The following is a 25,675-nucleotide window of genomic DNA, read 5'->3' as shown; positions in this document are numbered from 1 at the left end:
TATGGCGTTCAGAAAAAATAAAAAACTAAACAACGACTTTTCCAGAGTCACCATTAGTTTGGCTTCACCTGAGTCCATCTTGGACAGTTCGCATGGTGAGGTTACACAGCCTGAAACGATCAATTACAGAACGTACAAACCAGAAATGGGCGGATTGTTTTGTGAGAGGATCTTCGGGCCGGTAAAAGACTGGGAATGTCATTGTGGGAAATACAAGCGCATAAGGTATAAAGGTATCATCTGCGACCGTTGTGGTGTAGAAGTTACTGAGAAGAAGGTAAGGAGAGAGCGCATGGGCCATATAGAATTGGTTGTGCCCGTAGCGCATATATGGTACTTCAAATCTCTTCCCAACAAGATTGGTTACTTGTTAGGATTGCCTACAAAAAAGCTGGATCAAATCGTTTATTATGAAAGGTATGTAGTGATCAACGCTGGTATAAAAGCGGATGATGGATTGCAATACCTGGATTTCCTTACGGAGGATGAATATCTTGATATTATGGATAAGCTTCCTAAGGAAAACCATATGATGGATGATGATGATCCGAATAAGTTTATTGCCAAAATGGGTGCAGAAGCACTTGAAATGTTATTGGCTAGACTTGATTTGGATGACCTATCTTACAGCCTTAGACATCAAGCTGCTACTGATACTTCTCAGCAAAGAAAAGCTGAAGCATTAAAGCGACTTAAAGTGGTAGAAGCTTTCAGAGACGCCAGGACGCGAATTGAAAATAGACCTGAATGGATGATCGTACGTATGGTACCGGTTATTCCACCAGAGCTTCGTCCTTTGGTTCCTCTTGACGGGGGTAGATTTGCTACTTCAGATTTAAATGACCTATATAGAAGGGTTATTATCAGAAATAACCGTCTGAAAAGATTAATTGATATTAAAGCACCAGAAGTAATTCTTAGAAATGAGAAAAGAATGCTTCAGGAAGCTGTAGATTCCTTATTTGACAATTCTAGGAAAGTCAATGCAGTAAGATCTGATGGAAATAGGGCTTTAAAATCCTTGTCAGACATGCTGAAAGGAAAGCAAGGTAGATTCCGTCAAAACCTTTTGGGAAAAAGGGTTGATTATTCTGGACGTTCTGTGATTGTAGTTGGGCCTGAGCTAAAACTACATGAATGTGGATTGCCTAAGAATATGGCCGCTGAGCTTTTCAAACCTTTTATTATCAGGAAGCTGATAGAAAGAGGCATTGTGAAAACAGTGAAATCTGCTAAGAAGATAGTAGACAGAAAAGACCCAGTTGTTTGGGATATCTTAGAAAATGTGCTTAAAGGGCACCCTGTTATGCTAAACCGTGCTCCAACTTTGCACAGATTGGGTATTCAGGCATTCCAACCAAAGTTGATCGAAGGAAAAGCAATTCAACTTCATCCACTTGTGTGTACGGCCTTTAATGCGGATTTTGACGGTGACCAAATGGCGGTTCACGTTCCTTTGGGACATGAAGCAATATTGGAAGCCTCTACTTTGATGCTATCCTCTCACAACATTCTTAATCCAGCCAATGGTGCACCGATTACCGTGCCATCTCAGGATATGGTCTTGGGACTATACTATGTGACCAAAGGCATGAAATCTACCCCAGAGAAAAAAGTTGAGGGTGAAGGAATGACTTTTTATGGTCTTGAAGAAGTTTTGATTGCACTGAATGAAGGTGCCATATCTAAACATGCCCATATCAAGTGTAAGGTTAAGGTAAGAAAAGAGGATGGATCTCTGGCTGAAGAATTAATAGAAACTGTAGCCGGTCGATTAATATTCAATCAATTTGTGCCTGATGAAGTGGGCTTTGTAAACGAACTTTTGACCAAGAAAAAACTACAGCAAATTATCGCTGAAGTGGTTAAGATTTGTGGCATTGCACGTTCAGCACAATTCCTTGATGATATCAAGCACTTAGGATTCCAAACAGCCTTTCAAGGAGGCCTGTCTATGGGACTTGATGATGTAATTATTCCTGATGAAAAAGATCCGTTGATAGCGAAAGCTACTACTGATGTTGATCAGGTGTGGAACAACTACTTGATGGGATTGATCACTGATAATGAGAGATACAACCAAGTAATTGATATATGGACCCGAACCAACTCTAACCTGACGAATATCCTTATGCGTCAGATGGAGGAAGACAATCAGGGATTCAATGCCATCTACATGATGATGCACTCAGGAGCCCGTGGTTCCCGTGAGCAGATTAGACAATTGGGTGGAATGCGTGGTTTAATGGCCAAGCCTCAGAAAAATCTTCAAGGTTCTGTAGGGGAGATCATTGAAAATCCTATTTTATCCAACTTTAAAGAAGGATTGGATGTATTGGAGTACTTTATCTCTACTCACGGTGCAAGGAAAGGTCTAGCGGATACAGCACTTAAAACTGCAGATGCTGGATACTTGACAAGAAGACTTGTAGATGTAGCCCAGGACATGATCGTATCTGAAGAAGATTGCGGTACATTAAGAGGGCTAGTTGTACAAGCTTTGAAAGACAATGATGAAATCGTAGAACCATTGTCTGAGCGAATTGTAGGTAGAATTGCAGTTCACGATGTAATTGATCCTTTAACGGACGAATTGATTCTTGAATCTGGTGGAGAAATTTCTGATGAGATCGCTAAGATCATTGATGAATCTGCAGTAGATGAAGTTGAAATTAGGTCTGTATTGACTTGCGAAACCAGAAGAGGTGTTTGTTGTAAATGTTACGGTAGAAACCTTACCACTGGTAACATTGTTCAAGTTGGAGAATCAGTAGGGGTTATTGCTGCCCAGTCTATTGGAGAGCCAGGTACTCAGTTAACGTTGAGAACGTTCCACGTAGGTGGTACAGCTTCCAATATATCCGTTGAGGCAAATATTAACTCCAAGTTTGATGGGATTGTAGAATTTGAAGAAGAACTAAGGTGGATCAAAACCACTAATAAAGATGGCGATGACGTTTCTATCGTAATGGGTAGATCAGGTGAAATTAAAATTAATGACCTGAAATCTGGTAAAACTTTGGTTTCTAATCACGTGCCTTACGGTGCTATTCTTAACGTAGCTGATGGACAAAAGATCGCAAAAGGCGATTCTTTATGTACTTGGGATCCATACAATGCTGTTATTCTCTCTGAGTTTGATGGAAAAGTTGATTTCGAAGCGATCATTGAGGGAGTTACCTACAAAGAGGTAGCTGATGACCAAACTGGTTATAGAGAAAAAGTAATTATCGATACCAAAGATAAGACGAAGAACCCAGCCGTAGTTGTAGCGCATGGAGATGATTCCAAGTCATACAATATACCGGTAGGTGCTCACCTTTCAGTAGAGTTAGGAGAAGATGTTAAATCTGGTCAAATTCTCGTTAAAATTCCTCGTTCTGTAGGTAAAACAAGGGATATTACCGGTGGTCTTCCAAGAGTTACTGAGCTATTTGAAGCCAGAAACCCTTCCAACCCTGCTGTAGTATCTGAAATAGATGGTGTAGTGTTATATGGTGGTATTAAAAGAGGTAACCGTGAGATCTTCATTGAATCTAAAGATGGCGTAAGGAAAAGATACATGGTATCATTGTCCAAGCACATTTTGGTTCAAGAAAATGACTTTATTAGAGCTGGCGAGCCACTTTCTGATGGTGCCATTACTCCAAATGACATATTGGCTATAAAAGGTCCAACAGCTGTTCAGGAGTACTTGGTAAATGAAATCCAGGAAGTATACCGTTTACAAGGTGTAAAAATCAATGACAAGCACATCGAGGTTATTGTAAGCCAGATGATGCAAAAAGTTGAAATCCTAGATGCTGGGGATACAGGATTCCTTCAGAATCAAATTGTAGACAAATGGGCTTTCCGTCAGGAAAATGATATGATTCTTGACAAAAAAGTTGTGGTAGAACCAGGAGACTCCGTAGCCTTGAAGGCTGGAATGATAATCACTGCGCGGAAGCTAAGAGATGAGAATTCTAGCTTGAAGCGTAAGGACCTTAAGGTAGTACAGGTAAGAGATGCACAAACATCTGTTTCCAGACCTACATTGCAAGGTATTACGGCTTCATCTTTAGGTACAGAAAGCTTTATTTCTGCTGCTTCCTTCCAGGAGACTACTAAGGTGCTTAGTGAGGCTGCTATCAGAGGCAAGCGAGATGAGTTACTAGGTCTTAAAGAGAACGTAATTGTTGGACACCTTATTCCAGCGGGTACAGGACAACGAAAATTCAATAATTTGATCGTAGGGTCAAAAGAAGAATATGAGTTGTTGACGGCTGAGAAAGAGGCGGGCTACAAGAAAGTTCGTGAAGTAGTTAAATAAAAAATAATTCCTAGATACAAAAGGTCTGCTTTTTGGAGCAGACCTTTTTTTATCCTATTTGACATACGCTATGGAAGATGATAAAAAAATAGAGGAGCAGAAAAAGCAGCAGATAAACATAGAGCTGACAGATGAGATTGCTGAAGGAATATATTCCAATTTAGCCATGATAGCTCATTCGAATTCAGAATTTGTGGTAGATTTTATTCGGCTGATGCCTGGAATACCTAAGGCAAAGGTGAAATCACGAATAATAATGACGCCAGATCATGCTTTGCGGCTTTTACATGCTTTGAAAGATAACATCGAAAAGTACGAAAAAGCATTTGGGAAAATCCAAGGAGGAAAGGATGCCCCTCAATTCCCAATGAATTTTGGGGGAACATTAGGAGAAGCATAGGAGTAAGGATTAACAAAAAAATCCTATTTACCGTGAAGATAGTTTATTGGACCGTAACAAATTATAACTCCTTAATTTTGTTTGTTTTATTGATTTGTTTACCTTTGCAATCCGAATTTTATAAGTTTAAAGCAGATTAATTAATTTATCTATTAATGCCTACTATACAACAGTTAGTTAGAAAAGGTAGAACCACTCTTGAGAGCAAATCCAAGTCAAGGGCTTTGGATGCATGTCCTCAAAGGAGAGGTGTGTGTACTCGTGTGTACACAACTACGCCAAAGAAGCCTAATTCTGCCATGAGAAAAGTGGCCAGGGTTAGATTGACCAATGGTAAAGAAGTAAACGCTTACATTCCTGGAGAGGGTCACAACCTTCAAGAGCACTCAATTGTGTTGATCCGTGGTGGAAGGGTTAAAGATTTACCAGGAGTTAGATACCATATTATCCGTGGAGCATTGGATACTGCAGGTGTAAAAGACCGTAAGCAGGGCCGTTCTAAATATGGGGCTAAGCGACCTAAGGCCGCTAAAAAATAATATCATATTAATAACAGAATAAAATGAGAAAAGCAAAACCAAAAAAGAGGTATATTCTTCCTGACCCCAAATTCAATGACACTTTGGTTACCAGGTTTGTCAATTGTCTTATGGTAGACGGTAAGAAAAGTATTGCTTACAGAATATTTTACGATGCTATCAGCAAAGTAGAAGAAAAAGTAGGTGAGAATGGTCTTGAGGTTTGGAAAAAAGCGCTTAACACTATCACTCCTGCCGTAGAGGTAAAGAGTCGTAGAGTTGGGGGTGCAACTTTCCAGGTACCTTTGGAAGTTAGGCCTGACCGTAAAATTTCCCTAGGTATTAAATGGATGATTACTTTTGCTAGAAAAAGAGGTGAAAAAACCATGATGGATCGACTGGCTGGAGAAATTATCTCGGCTTCTAAAGGAGAAGGCGCAGCTGTGAAGAAGAAAGACGATACGCATAGGATGGCGGAAGCCAATAAAGCATTCTCGCATTTTAGATTTTAATAAGTAATGGCTAAGAAAGACTTACAATATTTAAGAAACATTGGTATAATGGCTCACATTGACGCCGGAAAAACAACAACTTCCGAGCGTATTTTGTATTACACAGGTTTGTCTCATAAAATCGGTGAAGTACATGATGGAGCAGCTACCATGGACTGGATGGAGCAAGAGCAGGAGAGAGGGATTACCATCACTTCAGCTGCTACCACAACCAAGTGGAAGTACCCAACAACACAGGGTCAACCTTTAGAAAACACAAAAGAGTATCACGTTAACTTGATCGATACACCAGGTCACGTGGATTTTACCGTAGAGGTAGAAAGATCTCTTCGTGTATTGGATGGTGCTGTTGCCTTGTTTTGTGCTGTATCAGGTGTAGAACCTCAGTCTGAAACAGTTTGGAGACAAGCTGATAAATACCACGTTCCAAGAATCTGCTTTGTAAACAAAATGGATCGTGCAGGTGCTGATTTCTTCAATGCGATTATTGAAATCAAAGAGAAATTAGGGGCCAACCCTGTTCCTCTTCAGATTCCAATTGGAGCAGAGGACACCTTTAAAGGAGTTGTTGACCTTATCACTAATCAGGCCATTGTATGGAATGAAGAAGATCAGGGAATGACTTATAAGGTCATTGATATTCCTGAAGATCTTAAGGAGACTGTCGCAGAATACAGACAAAGTCTTATTGAGCAAGTGGCTTCTTATGATGAGGATTTAATGATCAAATTCTTTGAGGATGAGAATTCCATCACCAAAGAAGAAATGATGACAGCTATCAGAAAGGCTGTTATTAACATGGACTTTTCTCCTGTTCTTTGTGGTTCTGCTTTCAAAAACAAAGGAGTTCAGGCGTTATTGGACGCTGTGATGGCCTACTTGCCTTCACCTCTTGATTTGCCTCCTGTAAAAGGAACAGATCCTGATACCGAAGAGGCAGTGTTAAGACATCCTGACAGTGACGAACCATTTGCAGCACTAGCATTTAAAATTGCTACCGATCCATTTGTTGGTCGACTGGCATTTATGCGTGTTTATTCCGGAAACTTGAATTCTGGCTCTTATGTGTTCAATACTAGAACAAATAAAAAAGAAAGAATATCGAGACTACTACAGATGCACTCCAACAAGCAAAACCCGATTGATAGGGTAGAAGCTGGAGACATATGCGCTGGTGTTGGTTTTAAAGATATCAAAACTGGGGATACACTTTGTGATGAAAAGCATAAAGTAATCCTAGAAGAAATGACCTTCCCTGAACCAGTTATTGGTTATGCGATTGAGCCTAAAACGCAAGCGGATGTCGATAAATTAGGTATGGCTATATCTAAGTTGGTAGAGGAAGATCCTACACTACACGTTAACACAGACCATGAAACTGGTCAGGTTATCTTGAGAGGTATGGGTGAACTTCACCTTGAAATTATTATTGACAGGCTTAAGCGTGAGTTTAAGGTGGAAATCACTCAAGGTGCACCTCAGGTAGCTTACAAGGAAGCTCTTTTTGCTGGCGTTGAACACAAAGAAGTGTACAAGAAGCAAACAGGTGGTAAAGGTAAATTTGCAGACATTGTGTTCGAAATTGGGCCGAAAGATCCAGATCCTGAAACCAATGAGATCAAAGCAGGATTGGATTTTGTGAATGGTATTGTAGGAGGTGTTATTCCAAGAGAATTTATTCCTTCAGTTCAGAAAGGCTTTGCGGAGTCTATGAAGAATGGTCCATTGGCAGGATATCCAATCGAATCTATGAAAGTGAGATTGTTCCATGGTTCTTTCCACGATGTGGATTCAGATGCATTGTCATTTGAAATGGCAGCGAGATTAGGATTTAGGGAAGCAGCTAAAAAATGTAAGCCTCAATTATTGGAGCCAATCATGGCTGTGGAAGTAGTTACACCTGAAGAATACACAGGACCTGTAACAGGTGACTTGAACCGTAGAAGAGGTTTGATGAAAGGGATGGATACAAAAGGTGTTGCTTCTGTCATCAAGTCCTCAGTACCATTGTCAGAATTGTTTGGCTATGTGACAGACTTGAGAACCATTTCATCAGGTAGGGCATCTGCCTCACTTACTTTCTCACACTATGACCCTGTTCCTAATAACATTGCCGAAGCTATTATAGCTAAAGTAAAAGGAGAGAAGGCTTAAAATAATCGAACATGAATCAAAAAATCAGAATAAAACTAAAGTCTTACGATCATAGCCTGGTGGACAAGTCATCAGAGAAAATCGTGAAAGCTGTAAAATCTACAGGTGCAGTAGTGGTAGGGCCAATTCCTCTTCCAACTAAAAAAGAGAAATTCACCGTATTGAAATCTCCCCACGTAAACAAAAAAGCCAGAGAGCAATTTCAGCTTTGTACGTACAAGAGACTGGTAGATATCTACTCTAATAGTTCAAAAACTGTAGATGCTTTGATGAAAATCGAACTTCCAAGTGGAGTTGATGTAGAAATTAAAGTTTGATCTTTACTTTTAAAATTTGACAAAAACCTACACCATTCCTGGTGTAGGTTTTTTTTTGAACAAATTTTTTGTATTGGTTTTAGGAGAAAGTAAAATATTACTCTGCTACAGGATGGTTTCTAAGCTAATTGTTTGAAAATATTCATGTTGCAGTTTGTTACCTGAATTTAAATTACTAACTTTGCAATCCTTTAAAGGGGACAGGTGTGTATACACTTGTGAATCATTGTATATCATATATCCAAAGATGTCTGGAATAATAGGTAAAAAAATCGGAATGACTAGTATTTTTAGTGCCGATGGACGAAATGTCGCATGCACGTTAGTAGAAGCTGGTCCTTGTGTAGTTACGCAAGTAAAAAATGTAGAATCAGACGGGTACAACGCTGTACAGTTGTCTTATGGGGAGCGTAAAGAAAAAAATACGCCTAAACCATTAATTGGCCATTTTAAAAAGGCTGGGACAACTCCAAAACAGAAAGTTGTTGAATTTAGGGATTTCAGAGTGGAATTCGAAGGTCAGGTAGACATGGGTAAAACTGTGGTTTCTGACAAGATCTTTGTTGAAGGCGATTTTATAGATGCCATAGGAACTTCCAAAGGGAAAGGTTTCCAAGGTGTTGTTAAGCGTCATGGGTTTGCAGGGGTTGGCGGTGCCACTCACGGCCAGCACAACAGGCTACGTCATCCAGGTTCTATCGGTGCTTGCTCTTGGCCCTCAAGGGTTTTTAAAGGCATGAGAATGGCTGGAAGAACCGGTGGTAACAGGGTCAAAGTACTAAATTTGAAAGTACTTAAAATATATCCTGAAAAGAACCTACTATTAGTTAGTGGTTCAATACCGGGAGCCAAAAATTCTTTTGTGATTCTAGAGAAGTAATAAGATGGAATTAGCGATATTAAAACAAACCGGTGAAGAAACCGGAAAGAAGATCACGCTCTCGGAAGATATATTTTCTATGGAGCCCAATGATCACGCGATTTATCTGGATGTAAAACAGTATTTGGCGAATAGAAGACAGGGTACGCATAAATCTAAAGAAAGAGCGGAAATTTCCGGTTCTACCAGAAAGATTAAAAAGCAAAAAGGTACCGGTAGTGCTCGTGCAGGGTCTATTAAATCTCCAATATTTAGAGGAGGAGGAAGAGTATTTGGGCCAAGGCCGAGAGACTATTCTTTCAAATTAAATAAAAAATTGAAGCAGGTTGCCAGAAAGTCTGCATTAAGTTACAAAGCCAAAGAAAGTGGCATTGTGATTTTAGAAGATTTGGTTTTTGATGCACCTAAAACCAAAGATTTCATCAATCTGTTGTCCAAGTTATCTTTATCAGATAAAAAGACGCTTCTAGTGATTGGTGATAACAATCCAAATGTTTATTTGTCATCCAGGAACGTACCAAAGACGAAAGTTAGAATTTTCAGTGAGTTAAATACTTATGAAATTCTTGATGCTGATAGTCTCGTTCTTTGTGAAGGTGCAGTAAGTAAGTTAGAAACCCTTTTATCGAAGTAAAATCATGGATATACTAAAAAGACCTTTAATTACAGAAAAGATCTCGGCCATGAACGAACGTGGGGTGTACGGTTTTGTAGTTGAAAAAACTGCTAAAAAGCCTCAAATCAAAGATGCCGTAGAAAAAATGTACGGTGTTAAAGTGGTTGAAGTACGCACCATGCGCTATGCTGCAAAGAAAAAGACGAGGTATACGAAAGCAAAGATTGTTTCTGGATATACCAACACTTTCAAAAAGGCAATGGTACAGGTAGCAGAAGGTGAAATCATTGATTTTTACGGAGAAATTTAATTGAATCAGAGCAATGGCAGTTAAAAAATTAAAACCTGTAACTCCCGGTACCCGTTTTAGGGTGGCACCTTCATTTGATGAAGTTACTACCTCTAAGCCGGAAAAGAGCCTCTTGGCTCCTTTGAAGAAAAGCGGTGGCAGGAATCATAGCGGTAAAATGACCACCAGATATCTAGGTGGCGGACATAAAAAGAGACTTAGGATTGTCGATTTCAAAAGAAATAAGGAAGGCATTCCAGCAGTTGTTAAGACCATAGAATACGATCCAAATAGAACAGCAAGGATAGCCTTGTTATATTATGTAGATGGTACTAAAGCTTACATGATTGCTCCTGAAGGACTTGAAGTAGGTCAAACGGTTGTTTCTGGTGAAGGAGCAAGCCCTGAAGTTGGCAATACTTTGTATTTGAGTAAAATTCCTTTGGGTACCATTATTCACAACATTGAATTGAAACCTGGTAAAGGTGGCGCAATGGCAAGAAGTGCAGGTGGATACGCTCAGCTTTTGGCTAGAGAAGGAAAATATGTAACACTCAAATTGCCTTCTGGCGAAATGAGAATTGTTTTGGGTACATGTAAGGCTACTATTGGAACGGTCTCTAATGGAGACCATATGAACGTAGTACTTGGAAAAGCTGGTCGTAAAAGATGGCTTGGAAGAAGACCTCGTACAAGAGGTGTTGCGATGAACCCTGTAGATCACCCAATGGGTGGTGGTGAAGGCCGTTCTTCAGGTGGTCATCCACGTTCGAGAACTGGCTTATTGGCCAAGGGTAAAAAGACTCGTTCGCCCAAAAAGTACTCCAATAAATTTATCATTAGCAGAAGAACTAAGTAAACATGGCACGTTCGTTAAAAAAAGGCCCATATATAGAGCACCACTTGTTAAAGAAAGTGGATGTTATGAACGAATCTGGGAAAAAATCTGTGATCAAAACTTGGTCCAGGAGATCAATGATTTCTCCAGATTTTGTTGGACTGACCTTTGCAGTGCATAATGGAAACAAATTTATTCCTGTTTTTGTGACCGACAATATGGTTGGCCATAAGTTAGGTGAATTTGCACCTACCAGGAATTTCCGTGGACACATTGCCAAAAAAGATAAAGGAAAGAGATAATCATGGAAGCTATAGCAAAATTAAATAATGTTCCTACCTCTCCCAGAAAGATGCGTCTGGTTGCGGATCTAGTAAGGGGAAAGAAAGTTGGTCAGGCATTAAGCATCTTGAAATTTACGCCTAACCATGGATCTATCAGACTTGAAAAATTGGTTTTATCCGCTATTGCCAACTGGCAGGCGAAAAATCCTGATGAAAAGCTTGAAGACGCTGAATTGTATATCAAGACCATCTCTGTAGATGGAGGTAGGATGTTGAAAAGGCTTCGACCTGCACCTCAGGGAAGAGCACATAGAATCCGTAAAAGATCAAATCATGTAACGCTAGTAGTAGACTCCGTTGCCGGAGAAGTTACCGCTGATATTGTTGAATCAAATGAAAAAGTAAACTAAAATATGGGACAAAAAGTTAACCCAATTGGTTTAAGGCTTGGTATCATTAAGGGGTGGGACTCTAACTGGTATGGAGGACGCGATTTCGCTGATAAGCTTTATGAAGACCAGAATATCAGAAAGTACGTCTTTGCCAGGATACCTAAAGGTGGTATTTCTAAAGTGATTATTGAAAGGACTCTTAAAAGGATAACCTTAACCATTCAAACTGCACGACCTGGTGTAGTGATTGGAAAAGGTGGTTCTGAGGTGGATAAGCTAAAAGAAGAACTTAAGAAAATTACAGATAAGGACATTCAAATTAACATATTTGAAATCAAACGTCCTGAATTGGATGCAAAGTTGGTTGGTGAATCTATTGCGCAGCAATTAGAGGCCAGGATTTCTTTTAGGAGAGCCATGAAACAATCCATTGCAGCTACTATGAGAGTAGGCGCTGAAGGGATTAAAGTAAAACTTTCCGGTAGATTAGGTGGTGCTGAAATGGCTAGATCTGAGATGTACAAAGAAGGTAGAATTCCATTGCACACTATTCGTGCAGATGTGGACTATGCGCTTTCTGAAGCACAAACAGTTTATGGTAAAATAGGTATCAAAGTTTGGATTTTCAAAGGTGAAGTTTACGGTAAAAGAGATCTTTCTCCTAACGCTGGGCTAAGCAATGATTCCAAAGGAAACGCGCCTGCTGGTAACAGAAGAAGAAGAGAAGGCGGACCTAAGAGAAGAAAAAGAAACAACTAAAAATCCTTAACTGAGCAATCATGTTACAGCCAAGAAGAACGAAATTTAGAAAAATGCATAAAGGGAGGATCAAAGGAATTGCCCAAAGAGGTCATACTTTGGCCTTTGGTAATTTTGGAATCAAATCCCTGGAGCCTGGATGGATCACTTCGAGACAAATAGAAGCTGCCCGTATTGCTATGACAAGAGCAATGAAAAGGGAAGGACAAGTTTGGATCCGAATATTTCCAGATAAACCTATCACTAAAAAACCTGCTGAGGTAAGGATGGGTAAAGGTAAAGGAGCTCCTGAATACTGGGTAGCAGTTATCAGACCAGGAACGATCCTTTTTGAAGCTACTGGTGTTTCTGAGGAAGTTGCGCAAGAAGCTCTTAGATTAGCACAACAAAAGCTTCCTGTTAGTACAAAATTTATCGTACGTAGAGATTACGTTGGATCATAAGCTGATGAAAAATTCTGAAATAATTGCTCTAACAGAGAGCGAAATACAATCCCGCGTAGAAGCGGAGAGGGAGAACTTGACAAAACTACGTTTTGCTCATGCGATATCCCCTATTGAGAATCCTAATAGAATAAGAGAATCAAGGCGTTTGGTTGCAAGGTTGAATACATTCTTACGAGCCAAACAACTAGCTAAATAATAAACAAAAATGGCTACTACAGATAGAAACCTTCGTAAAGAAAGAATAGGCAAGGTAGTTAGCAACAAAATGGATAAGTCCATAACCGTGGCAATAGAGCGTCGTGTTAAACACCCTATTTACGGTAAATTTGTTGGTAAAACGACCAGATTCATGGCTCATGACGAAAACAATGATTGTAAGCAAGGAGACTTGGTTAAAATCAGTGAAACGCGTCCGCTGAGTAAGAGCAAACGTTGGAGATTGGTGGAAATAATAGAAAGGGCATTATAAAACATGATACAACAAGAATCCAGATTAAGTGTAGCGGATAATTCAGGTGCGAAAGAAGTACTTGTAATCCGTGTTTTGGGAGGAACCAAAAGAAGGTATGCCTCTATTGGAGACAAGGTTGTGGTCACTGTTAAATCAGCCCTATCATCCAGTAATATGAAAAAAGGTACCGTGTCTAGAGCGGTAATAGTGAGGACTAAAAAAGAAGTCCGAAGAAAAGATGGTTCGTATATCCGATTTGAGGATAACGCAGCTGTACTTTTAAATAACAATGACGAACCGAGGGGAACCCGTATTTTTGGCCCAGTAGCCAGGGAACTTAGGGAAAAGCAGTTTATGAAAATTGTATCTTTAGCCCCTGAAGTATTGTAATCATGGAAAGAAAATTTAACAAGCAACCAAAATTGCATATCAAGACTGGAGATACCGTATTGGTAATTGCAGGTGATGATAAAAGCAAAAAAGGTAAGATCCTTTCTGTTGATCGTGCCAAAAGAAGGGCAATAGTCGAAGGTTTAAATATGGTAACCAAACATATTAAACCTACTACTAATTCTCCTCAAGGTGGTATTGAAAAGAAAGAGGCGCCCATTCATATTAGTAACCTTAAATTAGTAGACCCTAAGACAGGTGATGCTACTAGAATAGGTAGGAAAAAGAATGAGGACGGAAAATTAGTAAGATACTCTAAGATAACCGGGGAGGTGATCAATGGCTAAACCTAGATTAAAAGAAAAATTCGACAACGAAATCAAATCTGAATTGAAGGAAAAATTTCAATTCCAGAGTGTGATGCAAGTACCTACGTTGACCAAGATTGTTTTAAACAAAGGTATTGGTGCCGCTGTAGCTGATAAAAAATTAGTAGATCAGGGAGTTGAAGAACTTACCTTGATTACTGGTCAAAGAGCTGTAGCTACTAAAGCAAAGAATTCTATCTCTAACTTCAAATTAAGAGATGGAATGCCGATCGGCGCAAAAGTTACCCTTAGAGGATATAAAATGTTTGAATTCCTGGATCGTTTGGTAAGCATTGCTTTGCCAAGGGTAAGGGATTTCAAAGGTATCTCCGACAAAGGCTTTGATGGCCGAGGCAACTATACTTTAGGTGTAACAGAACAAATTATTTTTCCTGAAATTAGTCTCGAAAAGGTGAATAGAATTTCTGGTATGGACATCACTTTGGTGACTACCGCCAAAACAGACGAAGAAGCACTTGCTTTGTTGAAGTCACTTGGAATGCCTTTCGTAAATAATAATAAAGTAGAATAATTATGGCAAGAGAATCGATTAAAGCCCGCGAAAGAAAAAGAGAGCGTATGGTAGCTAAATATGCCCATAAACGCGCTGAACTTAAAGCAGCTGGTGATTACGAGGGATTGGATAAGCTTCCTAAAAATGCTTCTCCAGTAAGGCTTCATAACCGTTGCAAACTTACCGGCCGTCCGAAAGGATATATGAGAAAATTTGGCATCAATAGGGTGACTTTTAGAGAAATGGCTTCAGCAGGTAAAATACCGGGTGTAACCAAGTCTAGCTGGTAAAAATTATATAATAGTTTTTATTCTTAATTTCATTGTGTAACTTTGCAGGCCCATTAGGGTTTTGCAGTTAGACTAATACAAATATGACTGATCCAATAGCTGATTATCTAACCAGGTTGAGGAATGCCATTAAGGCAACTCACCGGATAGTAGAAATACCTGCTTCAAACATTAAAAAAGAACTTACCAAAGTTCTTCTTGATAAAGGGTACATTCAGAATTATAAATTTGTTGAGGAAGGACCTCAGGGCACTATTAAAATTGCCCTGAAGTACAATCCTCAAACGAAAGTTAATTCTATTGTAAACCTAACAAGAGTAAGTAAGCCAGGTTTAAGAAAATACGTAGACAAAAATTCTCTTCCTAGAGTCATTAATGGTTTAGGAATTGCGATTCTTTCTACGTCTAAAGGTGTAATGACTGACAAAGAAGCCCGCGTTGAAGGTGTGGGTGGCGAAGTACTTTGTTACGTTTACTAATAAATTGATATGTCTAGAATAGGTAAAAAACCGATAAATCTACCTGCGGGTGTGACTGTAGACGTTACTGAGCACAATCAGATAACTGTTAAAGGTCCCAAAGGTACACTGAATCAAGATGTTCATCCTGATTTTACAGTAGAAAATGAAGAAGGTAACCTTGTTATCACAAGGCCAACTGACTCGAAACGTCACAAATCATTACATGGGCTTTATCGTTCATTGTTGAATAACATGGTGATAGGCGTAACGGAAGGTTACAAAAAAGAATTAGAACTGGTAGGTGTGGGTTATAAAGCCACTAATCAAGGTCAAGTTCTTGAACTTTCTCTGGGATACTCTCACAATATCTTTTTGATGATCCCTCAGGAAGTTGCTGTCAAAACAGAAACTCCTAAAGGTAAAAACCCATTGGTTACTTTAGATAGTATCGACAAAGAATTAATAGGTCAGGTAGCTGCTAAAATAAGATCCCTACGTAAAGTTGAACCTTTCAAAGGCAAAGGTATTAAGTTTGTAGGAGAAGTTATTAGACGTAAAGCTGGTAAAACTGCCGCTAAAAAATAATTAGAAGATGGCTTTCAAGAAAAAAACTAGAAGACTGAGAATTAAAAGAGGTATCCGAAGGAAGATTTCAGGTACCGATGCCAGGCCAAGACTTTCTGTATTCAAAAGCAATACGGGAATATATGCTCAATTGATCGACGATTTAAAAGGTCGTACACTTGCAGCAGCCTCATCCAAGGAATTGGGTGCTATTAAGAATGTAAATGTATCTGTTTCTAAAGAAGTTGGTAAGAAATTGGCTGAAAAAGCGGTTTCCAACGGTTTGAATGATGTTGTTTTTGACAGAAGTGGATATCTTTATCATGGTAATGTAAAAGCTTTGGCAGAAGGTGCCAGAGAAGGAGGCCTTAAATTTTAATAACTATGTCCCAAGTAAGTAAAAGACCCGTCAGGGCTACAGATACAGAATTAACCGAAAAAGTTGTTGCCATTAATCGTGTAGCAAAGGTTGTAAAGGGTGGACGTAGATTCTCCTTTTCAGCAATTGTTGTTGTTGGTGACGGTAACGGAGTTGTAGGTTATGGCTTAGGTAAAGCCAATGAGGTAACAGATGCTATTACCAAAGGTATAGAAGACGCTAAAAAGAATTTGATCAAAGTTCCATTGTACAAAGGTACCATACCTCACGAGCAATTAGGAAAATATGGTGGTGGTTTGGTTTTAATTAAACCCGCAGCACCAGGTACTGGTGTTTTGGCTGGTGGTTCTATGCGTGCCGTATTAGAAAGTGCTGGATATACTGATATTCTTGCTAAATCTAAAGGTTCTTCTAACCCACACAATGTGGTAAAGGCGACTATTGAAGCGCTTTTGAAATTGAGAGATGCCATTGCTGTTTCTCAACAAAGAAGGATTAAAATTGCTAAAGTTTTTAACGGTTAAGAAATGGCAAAGATACAAATCACTCAGATAAGGAGTATAATTAATAGACCCAAATCTCAAAAAGCTACTATTTCAGCTTTGGGACTAGGTAAGATCAACAGGACAGTGGAGAAAGAAGATACTCCGCAGTTACAAGGTATGATCAGAAAAGTAGGCCATCTAGTTAAGGTACAGGAAGTTTAAAGTTGGATAACTTAAACGTTATTCAATATTTAAACCAATCGAAAATCTAAGTAAAATGAAATTACATACATTAAAACCTGCGGAAGGCTCCATAAAAACTAGAAAAAGGATCGGTAGAGGTCAAGGTTCTGGTAGAGGAGGTACATCCACTAAAGGACATAAAGGTGCTAAATCCAGATCTGGTTATAAAACCAAGCTAGGTTTTGAAGGTGGTCAAATGCCTCTTCAACGTAGGGTGCCTAAATTTGGATTTACAAATCACAATAGGGTAGCCTATCAGTCGGTAAATCTTGATATCATTCAGGAGTTGGCAAGCAAACTTAACACGGACAGTATAGATTTCGATGTTTTACATCAAAATGGATTAGTTTCCAAAAAAGATCTTGTAAAAGTCCTAGGAAGGGGCGAACTTACTTCAAAATTAAACGTAAGTGCCCACAGTTTCTCTGCTAGTGCCATAGCGGCGATTGAAAAAGTTGGAGGATCTGTAAATAAGATTTAATACATGAAAAAGTTTATTTCAACAGTAAAGAATATCTTTTCGATAGAGGATTTAAGAATCCGAATCCTGAATACCATAGGTTTACTTATCGTTTTCAGAATAGGGTCCTATGTCGTTTTGCCAGGTGTTGATCCAAGTCGACTTGGAGAAGCAGCTTCTGGTATTTTCGGATTGATAGATACCTTTTTAGGTGGTTCTTTCAGTAGGGCGTCCATTTTTGGCTTGGGTATTATGCCTTATATTTCTGCCTCAATTGTTCTTCAATTGTTGACTGTTGGTGTACCCTATTTTCAAAAATTACAAAAGGATGGAGAATCTGGTAGGAAGAGGATCAACCAAATCACCAGAGTTCTCACCATATTAATTACTTTGGCTCAAGGTATTGGCTATATTACAGCCACTATTCCCGATGAAGCGATAGTCATTGATAAGACACTCTTTATGACATCTGCCCTGATACTATTGACCTCCGGAACCATGTTCTGTATGTGGATAGGGGAGAAGATTACCGAAAAAGGCATTGGCAATGGTATTTCCATGTTAATTATGATCGGTATCATCTCAGCTTTGCCAGGTGCCATTATCTCTGAGAGTTTATCCAAAGGCGGAGGAGGTATATTATTATTACTTCTTGAAGCTGTAATTCTGTTCTTTGTAGTTGTTGGAGTGGTTGCTCTGACAGAAGCTGTAAGAAGAATACCTGTACAATACGCCAAACAAGTAGTAGGTGGTAAAGTATATGGTGGACAACGACAGTACATACCTATTAAGGTAAATGCTTCTGGAGTTATGCCTATTATCTTTGCACAATCGTTGATGTTCTTACCAGCATTGATTGCACAAATTTGGGCCGACAACAGTGACATAGCCTCTTATATTGGTACCACCTTTAGTGATTTCACCTCTTGGCAATACAATCTTGTTTTTGCCTTGATGATCATTCTATTTACCTTCTTCTATACTGCGATTACGGTTAATCCTGAGCAAATAGCAGAAGACATGAAAAGAAATGGTGGATTTGTCCCAGGTATCAAACCTGGAGGTCCTACTGGTGATTTCATAGACAATATTATCTCAAGAATAACTTTACCTGGATCTATCTTACTAGCTTTAGTAGCCATTATGCCCGCCTTTGCAATCATTGCAGGTGTAAGCAGTGAGTTTGCTCAGTTTTATGGAGGGACCTCACTATTGATTATGGTAGGGGTTATCTTAGATACTCTTCGTCAGATTGAAAGTTACCTATTAATGAGACACTACGAAGGCATGATGAAAAGTGGAAACATGAAAAATGACCCTTCAAGTTATGCAGTGGCTTAAGTATGATACAGTTTAAGTCTGCAGAAGAAATTGAAATAATAAAAGAAAGTGCGTTAATTTTAGGAAAGGCGCACGGTGAAGTAGCCAAACATGTGAAAGAAGGGGTAAAGACCTCTTTTTTAGATAAAATTGCTGAAGAATTTATCCGGGATAATAAAGCTGTTCCATCCTTTAAAGGGTATAATGGTTTCCCGGCATCTTTGTGTATCTCTGTGAACGAAGTTGTAGTTCACGGATTTCCAAGTCAATATCAATTGAAAGATGGCGATATAATCTCAATAGATTGTGGAGTCTTTCACCAAGGTTTTCATAGCGATTCCGCTTATACTTACCCTGTTGGTGAAGTTTCTCCCAAGACGATTGCACTTTTAAAAGCTACAAAGGAATCCCTTTATTTAGGGATAGAAAAAGCGGTTTGTGGAAACCGTGTTGGTGATATCGGTAATGCAATACAAAAATTTGTAGAAGCAAAAGGATACACTGTTGTTAGAGAATTAGTAGGCCATGGTGTTGGTAAACAACTTCATGAATCTCCGGAAGTTCCCAATTGGGGGAAAAGAGGGGGAGGAGCCAAACTAAAAGCAGGGATGGTAATAGCCATAGAACCAATGGTAAACCTAGGTACCCGCAATGTTGTTCAAGAACGTGATGGCTGGACGATTAGGACTGCTGATAGAAAGCCTTCAGCTCATTATGAACACACGGTTGCCATATTAGAGGATAAAACCGAAATCTTGACAACACATCGTTTTATAGAAGAGAATTTTAAATTTTAATTATGGCTAAACAAGCATCTATTGAGCAGGACGGTACCATCGTTGAAGCATTGTCCAACGCGATGTTTAAGGTGGAACTTGAGAATGGTCACCAATTGATTGCACATATTTCCGGTAAGATGCGAATGAATTACATTAAAATTTTACCAGGGGATAAGGTTAAGTTAGAAATGTCTCCTTATGATCTTACAAAAGGAAGAATCGTCTACCGTTACAAGTAAATTGTAGTAGTAAGTAAGCAGTATCAAATTAGGAAAATTAGTATTGATATGAAAGTTAAAGCATCTATTAAAAAAAGAAGTGTTGACTGTAAAGTGATCCGAAGGAAAGGAAAGCTTTATGTCATCAACAAAAAGAATCCGAAGTTTAAACAAAGACAAGGTTAAATACTATGGCTAGAATTTCAGGTGTCGATATACCGGACAATAAACGTGGTGAAATAGGCCTTACCTATATTTTTGGTATCGGCAGAAGTACGGCTAAAGCCATACTAATAAAAGCAGGTATTTCTTTAGACAAGAAAGCCGGGGAGTGGGATGATGATGAATCTACCGCCATCAGGAACATCATTGCTGAGGAATACAAGACGGAAGGTGTACTTAAATCTGAAGTACAGTTGAGTATCAAAAGGCTGATGGATATTGGTTGTTACAGAGGATTGAGACACAGAAAGGGACTTCCTGTTCGTGGTCAAAAAACCAAAAACAACGCCAGAACCAGAAAAGGTAAGAGAAAAACTGTTGCCAATAAGAAGAAAGCGACTAAATAAATCCTGACATAGATTATGGCTCAGAAAAGAAACGAAAAGACAAAAGCTAAAAAGCGGGTTGTTAAAGTTGAAGCTGTGGGACAGGCCCATATCAAGGCTTCATTTAACAACATCATTATATCCATTACCAATAATTCAGGTCAAGTGATTTCTTGGGCTTCTGCTGGTAAAATGGGATTCAGAGGTTCTAAAAAGAACACTCCTTATGCTGCTCAAATGGCTGCTCAAAACTGTGGGCAGGTTGCGTATGACCTTGGTCTTAGAAAGATCGAAGTATTTGTAAAAGGTCCTGGTGCTGGTAGAGAATCTGCCATCAGAACCTTACAAAATGTTGGGCTGGATGTGACTACCATTACTGATGTCACCCCATTACCACACAACGGTTGTCGTCCTCCAAAACGCAGAAGAGTTTAATTTAAAGAAAATATAGCATGGCTAGATATAGAGGTCCAAAAGCAAAAATTGCCAGGAAATTTGGCGAGCCCATTGAAGGGCAAAGCAAAGTGCTTCAGAAGAAAAATTATCCTCCAGGAATGCATGGCAGAGGAAGACGCAAAAAGCAGTCTGAATTTGCTGTTCAGTTGATGGAGAAACAAAAGGCTAAATACATCTACGGTGTATTGGAAAGACAATTTGCTAAAATGTTTGATCACGCCTCCAGGAAAAAAGGAGTTACGGGTGAAAACTTATTGCAATTGTTGGAAGGTCGTTTGGATAACTCAGTTTATAGACTGGGAATTGCACCAACCAGAAGAGGAGCACGTCAATTGGTTTCGCACAAACATATTCTTGTAAACGGAACTGTTGTAAATATTCCTTCATTTCAGTTGAAGCCTGGTGACGTTGTTGCCGTAAGAGAGAAATCAAAATCTCTTGAGGCCATTACAGAAAGTTTAAGAGGCAAAGGAACAACCAGATACAGTTGGTTGGAATGGGACAATGGTTCCCTGAGCGGTAAGTTTGTAAATGTTCCAATTAGAGAAGATATTCCTGAGAACATAAAAGAACAACTCATCGTAGAATTGTACTCTAAGTAATCATTTACATTCCTAAAAAAAGAATTAAAGATATGTCCATATTAGCATTTCAAATGCCAGAGAAAGTGGTAATGGAGAAAGCAGACGATTTCCACGGACTGTTTACCTTTAAGCCACTTGAAAAAGGGTACGGGGTTACCATCGGAAATGCCCTCAGAAGGATTCTTTTGTCTTCATTGGAAGGATATGCTATTACTGCCGTGAAATTACCGGGAGTAGTACATGAATTTTCAAGTATTGAGGGAGTGGTTGAAGACGTTACAGATATTATCCTTAACCTAAAACAGGTCAGGTTTAAAAAAATCCATGATGCCATTGATAATAAAATTACAGTGGAAGTAAAAAATCAGGATGTTTTTACCGCAGGAGATATTGCCAAATTTACTACCTCTTTTGAAGTGTTGAATCCTGATTTGGTTATATGTCATTTGGATAATTCAAAAAACCTTGAGATAGAACTTACGGTTGACAAAGGTAGAGGGTATCTTCCTGCAGAAGAGTCCAAACCTAAGGAACAGATTTATGGTACGATCTCAGTTGATGCTGTTTTTACGCCTATAAAAAATGTAAAATACAGGATTGAAAATACCCGAGTTGAGCAAAAGACTGATTATGAGCAATTGATCATGGAAGTCAGCACAGACGGGTCTATACATCCTGAAAAAGCCTTGCAAGAGTCTGCAAAGATCTTGATTCAACATTTCATGCTGTTTTCAGATCAGACTATGGTTATCGATGCTCCAGGAAGCGGTGCCATTGAGCCAATAGACGAAGAATACCTGCACATGAGGAAGTTGTTGAAAACCTCTTTAAGTGATTTGGATCTTTCTGTTAGGGCTTATAACTGTCTTAAAGCAGCCGATGTTAAGAGTCTTGGAGATCTTGCCAAACTTGAAATTTCTGATATGATGAAATTCAGGAACTTTGGTAAGAAGTCTTTGGCAGAATTGGAACAACTAATCCAGGAAAAAGGCCTGACCTTCGGTATGGATCTGTCTAAGTATAAACTTGATGAAGAATAATTTAAAATGAGACACGGTAAGAAATTTAACCATTTGGGTAGAACCGCCTCACATAGAAAGGCCATGCTTTCGAATATGGCCAAATCTCTTTTGGAACACAAGCGGATCAGCACCACCCTTGCCAAAGCCAAAGAGTTGAGGAAATATGTCGAACCTTTGATCACAAAGGCCAAAGATGATACTACCCACAATAGAAGGATAACATTTAGTTACCTTAGAAATAAAGAAGCCATCAAACTTCTTTTTGGAGAAGTAATAGAAAAAGTTGGTGGCCGACCTGGTGGATACACAAGGATTATTAAAACTGGTTTTAGATTAGGTGACAACGCAGAAATGTGTATCATCGAATTGGTTGATTTTAACGAATTGATGTTGAAAGAAGAAAAACCAGCTAAAAAATCTAGCAGAAGAAGCAGAAGAGGTTCTGGAAAAGCGAATAGCGAAGAAGGAGCATCTACTCAAGAAGTTGCTGGAGAAGCTAAAGAAAGTGCGAAAGCAGAAAAAGCGCCTGAAGAGGAAGCTTCTGCAGATGCTTCTGATACTGTTTCAGAAGATAAAGCCGAAAATAAGGATGAAGATAAAAAAGCAGAGTAATCTATCTATGCTATACCTTCTTTAATATTAATAGGGATTGGGCTTTTGTTCAGTCCCTTTTTTTATATCCTTTTCGCCGAAAGCTTTTTACAAATTAGAAAATTCTTAAATTTGCATAGCAAAATTTGATATGAAAAAGAAAAAAGCAATACTTCTTTTAGCTGATGGCACTGTATTCACTGGTAGCCTCGTTGGTAGCCATGGCACCAACGGAGGCGAAATCTGTTTCAATACAGGCATGACTGGCTATCAAGAAATTTACACCGACCCTTCTTATACGGGTCAAATTATTGTGAACACTACCCCACATATTGGTAATTATGGGGTGATTGATGAAGAACAAGAATCCGCTAAACCTCTTATCGCAGGGATAGTTGTGAATGATTTCTCTACAATCTACAGTAGGTTGGATGCTAAATCCTCACTTCAAGAGTTTTTAGAAAACCACAACATCACTGGGATTGCAGATATCGATACCCGAAAATTGGTACGCCATATTAGGTCTAGTGGGGCAATGAATGCTATTATTAGCTCTGAATTCGAAGATATCGAAAGCCTAAAAGCGGAGTTGGATAAAGTGCCTGATATGAATGGGCTTGAACTTTCCTCCACGGTTTCTACAAAGGAACCTTATTTTGTAGGTAATCCAGATGCTTCTATTAAAATTGCATGTGTGGATTATGGCATTAAACGAAACATTTTAAAATGCCTAAACGAAAGAGATGTTTATTGTCAGGTATTTCCTGCAAAAACCGGTTTGGCTGAAATGGAAAAATGGAACCCTGACGCCTATTTTCTTTCAAATGGACCTGGGGATCCTGCCGTAATGAGCTATGCTGTAGAAACTACCAAAGAAATTCTTGACTTGGGCAAGCCACTTTTTGGTATCTGCTTGGGACATCAAATCTTGGCAAGAGCATGTGGTGTAGGTACTTATAAAATGCATCATGGGCATAGAGGACTTAACCATCCTATTAAAAACCTTCTGACGGGTATAAGTGAAATCACCTCTCAAAATCATGGGTTTGTCGTTAATAAAGATGATATTGACAACAACAAAGAATTGGAAATTACTCACGTTCATTTAAATGATGGCACGGTAGCTGGTATTAAACTAACCAATAAACCTGCTTTCTCAGTTCAATATCACCCTGAGAGTTCTCCAGGGCCACAAGATTCCAGGTATTTATTTGACCAATTTATTTCACAAATTCAGAAATAATTCATTAACCTTAATATTGATATGACATTAATTCAATCGATTCACGCAAGACAAATATTAGATTCCCGTGGTAACCCTACGGTAGAAGTTGATGTTTTTACAGAAACAGGTGCCTTTGGTAGGGCTGCAGTTCCTAGTGGTGCCTCTACAGGTATACATGAAGCTGTAGAGCTAAGAGATGAGGACAAAAGTGTATACATGGGCAAAGGCGTATTAAAAGCGGTTTCCAATGTAAACGATGTTATAGCACCAGAGCTTATTGGTTTTGATATTTTTGAGCAAAATCAAATTGATGAGATCATGTGTAGCCTTGATGGTACCAAGAATAAATCTAAACTTGGCGCCAATGCTATATTAGGTGTTTCCTTAGCAGTAGCTAAAGCGGCAGCTATGGAATCTGGTCAGCCGCTATACAGATATATTGGTGGTGTAAATGCAAACACCCTACCTGTACCCATGATGAATATCTTGAATGGCGGTTCGCATGCTGATAATGCTATCGATTTTCAAGAGTTCATGGTTATGCCTGCCGGTGCTACTTCTTTCTCTGAATCATTGAGAATGGGTACTCAAATTTTCCATAACCTAAAGTCTGTTCTTAAAGCAAAAGGTTTAAGTACTAACGTAGGTGATGAAGGTGGATTTGCTCCAAATTTACGTTCTAACGTTGAAGCCGTTGAGATTGTATTGCAAGCAATCGAAAAAGCTGGTTTTAGACCAGGTGAAGATGTTTTCATAGCTATGGATGCCGCTTCTTCTGAGTTTTATGACGAAGAGAAAGGTCTGTATGTGTTTAAGAAATCCACAGGTGATGAATTGACTTCCTCCCAAATGGCTGATTACTGGAAAGACTGGGTAAGCAAATACCCAATCAAATCTATCGAAGATGGAATGCAAGAAGACGATTGGGATGGATGGAAATTGATGACTGAATATGTTGGAGATAAAATTCAGATAGTTGGGGATGATTTGTTTGTAACCAATGTTGATAGATTGCAAAAAGGGATTGACGAAAACATCGCCAATGCACTTCTTGTTAAAGTTAATCAAATCGGTTCCTTGACAGAAACAATCAATGCTGTTGACCTGTGTCATAGAAACAAATACAAGTCAGTAATGTCTCACCGTTCTGGTGAAACTGAAGATTCCACTATTGCTGATCTTGCAGTTGCTTTGAATACAGGACAAATCAAGACTGGTTCAGCTTCTAGGTCTGATAGAATGGCCAAGTACAACCAATTGTTAAGAATTGAGGAACAACTTGGAGACTCAGCCTATTTCCCAGGTCTTAAATTTTAATATAAGATTCAAAATTTGAATCAAATTGGTTCCTGTTTTTTAATGGGATCTATAATTAGCCTTTTCAGGATTATCCTGAAAAGGCTTTTGTTTTAAAAAAGTTTAATTATTATTTCAATCCAATAGCAAAAGAGGTCGATTTCAAATTGTGCATTTATAGGGCAATTAGCCTTAGTCTGCTTGACATGGATATATTCATGTTTTATTTGTGCATCAAAATTTCAATACCTATTGAATTATTCAAAGACAAGATTTAAACGCTATTGAAGGTTTCAACGTTATTTTAAAGGGAC

At 38.9% G+C, this 25,675-nt stretch carries 37 protein-coding genes; all 37 read left to right on the top strand.

The window, feature by feature from the left end; translation table 11 throughout:
• Position 1 precedes the first annotated feature (1 nt).
• Positions 2-4,312: a DNA-directed RNA polymerase subunit beta' gene (gene rpoC, locus AAC073_RS09550; RefSeq protein ID WP_339923610.1), complete on the top strand. Its 4,311-nt coding sequence runs from the start codon at positions 2-4 to the stop codon at positions 4,310-4,312.
• 70 nt (positions 4,313-4,382) lie between these two features.
• On the top strand, positions 4,383-4,712 hold the full coding sequence (locus AAC073_RS09545) for a DUF3467 domain-containing protein (protein ID WP_020888652.1): 330 nt from the start codon (positions 4,383-4,385) through the stop codon (positions 4,710-4,712).
• Positions 4,713-4,867: 155 nt separating this feature from the next.
• Positions 4,868-5,251, top strand: a complete 384-nt coding sequence (rpsL, locus tag AAC073_RS09540) for a 30S ribosomal protein S12 (protein WP_009053171.1) — start codon at positions 4,868-4,870, stop codon at positions 5,249-5,251.
• 23 nt (positions 5,252-5,274) lie between these two features.
• On the top strand, positions 5,275-5,742 hold the full coding sequence (rpsG, locus tag AAC073_RS09535) for a 30S ribosomal protein S7 (protein ID WP_020888650.1): 468 nt from the start codon (positions 5,275-5,277) through the stop codon (positions 5,740-5,742).
• A gap of 6 nt (positions 5,743-5,748) precedes the next feature.
• Positions 5,749-7,896, top strand: a complete 2,148-nt coding sequence (fusA, locus tag AAC073_RS09530) for an elongation factor G (protein WP_339923609.1) — start codon at positions 5,749-5,751, stop codon at positions 7,894-7,896.
• Between the two features lie 11 nt (positions 7,897-7,907).
• Complete coding sequence (gene rpsJ / locus AAC073_RS09525; RefSeq protein ID WP_014020620.1) at positions 7,908-8,213, top strand: 30S ribosomal protein S10; 306 nt, start codon at positions 7,908-7,910, stop codon at positions 8,211-8,213.
• A 247-nt stretch (positions 8,214-8,460) separates the two neighbouring features.
• Positions 8,461-9,093 (top strand): 50S ribosomal protein L3, encoded by a 633-nt coding sequence (gene rplC / locus AAC073_RS09520; RefSeq protein ID WP_040415383.1) that lies wholly within the window; start codon positions 8,461-8,463, stop codon positions 9,091-9,093.
• Between the two features lie 4 nt (positions 9,094-9,097).
• Positions 9,098-9,727 carry a 50S ribosomal protein L4 gene (gene rplD, locus AAC073_RS09515; protein ID WP_339923608.1) on the top strand — a complete coding sequence of 210 codons (630 nt, stop codon included), beginning with the start codon at positions 9,098-9,100 and terminating at the stop codon, positions 9,725-9,727.
• A 4-nt stretch (positions 9,728-9,731) separates the two neighbouring features.
• Positions 9,732-10,019, top strand: a complete 288-nt coding sequence (gene rplW, locus AAC073_RS09510) for a 50S ribosomal protein L23 (RefSeq protein ID WP_014020623.1) — start codon at positions 9,732-9,734, stop codon at positions 10,017-10,019.
• A gap of 13 nt (positions 10,020-10,032) precedes the next feature.
• Positions 10,033-10,857, top strand: a complete 825-nt coding sequence (gene rplB, locus AAC073_RS09505; RefSeq protein ID WP_339923607.1) for a 50S ribosomal protein L2 — start codon at positions 10,033-10,035, stop codon at positions 10,855-10,857.
• Between the two features lie 2 nt (positions 10,858-10,859).
• Positions 10,860-11,138, top strand: coding sequence for a 30S ribosomal protein S19 (gene rpsS / locus AAC073_RS09500; RefSeq protein WP_014020625.1), 279 nt, complete (start codon positions 10,860-10,862; stop codon positions 11,136-11,138).
• Positions 11,139-11,140: 2 nt separating this feature from the next.
• Positions 11,141-11,530: a 50S ribosomal protein L22 gene (gene rplV / locus AAC073_RS09495; RefSeq protein WP_020888643.1), complete on the top strand. Its 390-nt coding sequence runs from the start codon at positions 11,141-11,143 to the stop codon at positions 11,528-11,530.
• Between the two features lie 3 nt (positions 11,531-11,533).
• The gene (gene rpsC, locus AAC073_RS09490) at positions 11,534-12,271 is read left to right on the top strand and encodes a 30S ribosomal protein S3 (RefSeq protein ID WP_020888642.1); all 738 of its coding nucleotides are present in this window, start codon (positions 11,534-11,536) and stop codon (positions 12,269-12,271) included.
• Between the two features lie 20 nt (positions 12,272-12,291).
• Positions 12,292-12,714 carry a 50S ribosomal protein L16 gene (gene rplP / locus AAC073_RS09485; RefSeq protein WP_040415373.1) on the top strand — a complete coding sequence of 141 codons (423 nt, stop codon included), beginning with the start codon at positions 12,292-12,294 and terminating at the stop codon, positions 12,712-12,714.
• Positions 12,715-12,718: 4 nt separating this feature from the next.
• A complete protein-coding gene (rpmC, locus tag AAC073_RS09480) occupies positions 12,719-12,913 on the top strand; it encodes a 50S ribosomal protein L29 (protein WP_040415370.1) in 195 nt (64 codons plus the stop codon).
• 9 nt (positions 12,914-12,922) lie between these two features.
• Positions 12,923-13,186 carry a 30S ribosomal protein S17 gene (gene rpsQ / locus AAC073_RS09475; protein WP_020888640.1) on the top strand — a complete coding sequence of 88 codons (264 nt, stop codon included), beginning with the start codon at positions 12,923-12,925 and terminating at the stop codon, positions 13,184-13,186.
• 3 nt (positions 13,187-13,189) lie between these two features.
• A complete protein-coding gene (gene rplN / locus AAC073_RS09470) occupies positions 13,190-13,558 on the top strand; it encodes a 50S ribosomal protein L14 (RefSeq protein ID WP_020888639.1) in 369 nt (122 codons plus the stop codon).
• A gap of 2 nt (positions 13,559-13,560) precedes the next feature.
• The gene (rplX, locus tag AAC073_RS09465; protein WP_020888638.1) at positions 13,561-13,905 is read left to right on the top strand and encodes a 50S ribosomal protein L24; all 345 of its coding nucleotides are present in this window, start codon (positions 13,561-13,563) and stop codon (positions 13,903-13,905) included.
• On the top strand, positions 13,898-14,458 hold the full coding sequence (gene rplE / locus AAC073_RS09460; protein WP_339923606.1) for a 50S ribosomal protein L5: 561 nt from the start codon (positions 13,898-13,900) through the stop codon (positions 14,456-14,458). Before rplX ends, rplE begins: the two co-directional genes overlap by 8 nt.
• A gap of 2 nt (positions 14,459-14,460) precedes the next feature.
• Positions 14,461-14,730 (top strand): 30S ribosomal protein S14, encoded by a 270-nt coding sequence (rpsN, locus tag AAC073_RS09455; RefSeq protein ID WP_339923605.1) that lies wholly within the window; start codon positions 14,461-14,463, stop codon positions 14,728-14,730.
• Between the two features lie 83 nt (positions 14,731-14,813).
• A complete protein-coding gene (rpsH, locus tag AAC073_RS09450; protein WP_339923604.1) occupies positions 14,814-15,209 on the top strand; it encodes a 30S ribosomal protein S8 in 396 nt (131 codons plus the stop codon).
• A 9-nt stretch (positions 15,210-15,218) separates the two neighbouring features.
• Positions 15,219-15,776 (top strand): 50S ribosomal protein L6, encoded by a 558-nt coding sequence (gene rplF, locus AAC073_RS09445; RefSeq protein WP_339923603.1) that lies wholly within the window; start codon positions 15,219-15,221, stop codon positions 15,774-15,776.
• A 7-nt stretch (positions 15,777-15,783) separates the two neighbouring features.
• Positions 15,784-16,134, top strand: a complete 351-nt coding sequence (gene rplR, locus AAC073_RS09440; RefSeq protein WP_339923602.1) for a 50S ribosomal protein L18 — start codon at positions 15,784-15,786, stop codon at positions 16,132-16,134.
• 5 nt (positions 16,135-16,139) lie between these two features.
• Positions 16,140-16,658, top strand: a complete 519-nt coding sequence (rpsE, locus tag AAC073_RS09435) for a 30S ribosomal protein S5 (RefSeq protein WP_339923601.1) — start codon at positions 16,140-16,142, stop codon at positions 16,656-16,658.
• 3 nt (positions 16,659-16,661) lie between these two features.
• A complete protein-coding gene (rpmD, locus tag AAC073_RS09430; protein ID WP_339923600.1) occupies positions 16,662-16,841 on the top strand; it encodes a 50S ribosomal protein L30 in 180 nt (59 codons plus the stop codon).
• A 55-nt stretch (positions 16,842-16,896) separates the two neighbouring features.
• Positions 16,897-17,343 (top strand): 50S ribosomal protein L15, encoded by a 447-nt coding sequence (rplO, locus tag AAC073_RS09425; RefSeq protein WP_020888630.1) that lies wholly within the window; start codon positions 16,897-16,899, stop codon positions 17,341-17,343.
• A gap of 3 nt (positions 17,344-17,346) precedes the next feature.
• Positions 17,347-18,663: a preprotein translocase subunit SecY gene (gene secY, locus AAC073_RS09420; RefSeq protein ID WP_339923599.1), complete on the top strand. Its 1,317-nt coding sequence runs from the start codon at positions 17,347-17,349 to the stop codon at positions 18,661-18,663.
• Between the two features lie 2 nt (positions 18,664-18,665).
• Positions 18,666-19,439 (top strand): type I methionyl aminopeptidase, encoded by a 774-nt coding sequence (gene map / locus AAC073_RS09415; protein ID WP_339923598.1) that lies wholly within the window; start codon positions 18,666-18,668, stop codon positions 19,437-19,439.
• A 2-nt stretch (positions 19,440-19,441) separates the two neighbouring features.
• The gene (gene infA / locus AAC073_RS09410) at positions 19,442-19,660 is read left to right on the top strand and encodes a translation initiation factor IF-1 (protein ID WP_014020643.1); all 219 of its coding nucleotides are present in this window, start codon (positions 19,442-19,444) and stop codon (positions 19,658-19,660) included.
• Between the two features lie 48 nt (positions 19,661-19,708).
• Positions 19,709-19,825 carry a 50S ribosomal protein L36 gene (gene rpmJ / locus AAC073_RS09405; protein ID WP_009034194.1) on the top strand — a complete coding sequence of 39 codons (117 nt, stop codon included), beginning with the start codon at positions 19,709-19,711 and terminating at the stop codon, positions 19,823-19,825.
• Positions 19,826-19,830: 5 nt separating this feature from the next.
• Positions 19,831-20,208, top strand: a complete 378-nt coding sequence (gene rpsM, locus AAC073_RS09400; RefSeq protein WP_339923597.1) for a 30S ribosomal protein S13 — start codon at positions 19,831-19,833, stop codon at positions 20,206-20,208.
• A 15-nt stretch (positions 20,209-20,223) separates the two neighbouring features.
• Positions 20,224-20,622: a 30S ribosomal protein S11 gene (rpsK, locus tag AAC073_RS09395; RefSeq protein ID WP_014020645.1), complete on the top strand. Its 399-nt coding sequence runs from the start codon at positions 20,224-20,226 to the stop codon at positions 20,620-20,622.
• A 17-nt stretch (positions 20,623-20,639) separates the two neighbouring features.
• Positions 20,640-21,245: a 30S ribosomal protein S4 gene (rpsD, locus tag AAC073_RS09390; RefSeq protein ID WP_020888626.1), complete on the top strand. Its 606-nt coding sequence runs from the start codon at positions 20,640-20,642 to the stop codon at positions 21,243-21,245.
• Positions 21,246-21,277: 32 nt separating this feature from the next.
• Entirely contained in the window at positions 21,278-22,267 is a 990-nt protein-coding gene (locus tag AAC073_RS09385) for a DNA-directed RNA polymerase subunit alpha (protein WP_020888625.1), read from the top strand.
• Between the two features lie 6 nt (positions 22,268-22,273).
• Entirely contained in the window at positions 22,274-22,861 is a 588-nt protein-coding gene (gene rplQ / locus AAC073_RS09380; protein ID WP_339923596.1) for a 50S ribosomal protein L17, read from the top strand.
• 130 nt (positions 22,862-22,991) lie between these two features.
• Positions 22,992-24,083 (top strand): glutamine-hydrolyzing carbamoyl-phosphate synthase small subunit, encoded by a 1,092-nt coding sequence (gene carA, locus AAC073_RS09375; protein ID WP_339923595.1) that lies wholly within the window; start codon positions 22,992-22,994, stop codon positions 24,081-24,083.
• 21 nt (positions 24,084-24,104) lie between these two features.
• Positions 24,105-25,382 (top strand): phosphopyruvate hydratase, encoded by a 1,278-nt coding sequence (gene eno / locus AAC073_RS09370; RefSeq protein WP_339923594.1) that lies wholly within the window; start codon positions 24,105-24,107, stop codon positions 25,380-25,382.
• The last annotated feature ends 293 nt before the right edge of the window (positions 25,383-25,675 follow it).

Source organism: uncultured Cyclobacterium sp., assembly GCF_963977555.1.
GTDB lineage: Bacteria > Bacteroidota > Bacteroidia > Cytophagales > Cyclobacteriaceae > Cyclobacterium.
The sequence above is the reverse complement of the archived record's forward strand: the minus strand, read 5'-3'. Positions and strand labels throughout refer to the sequence as shown.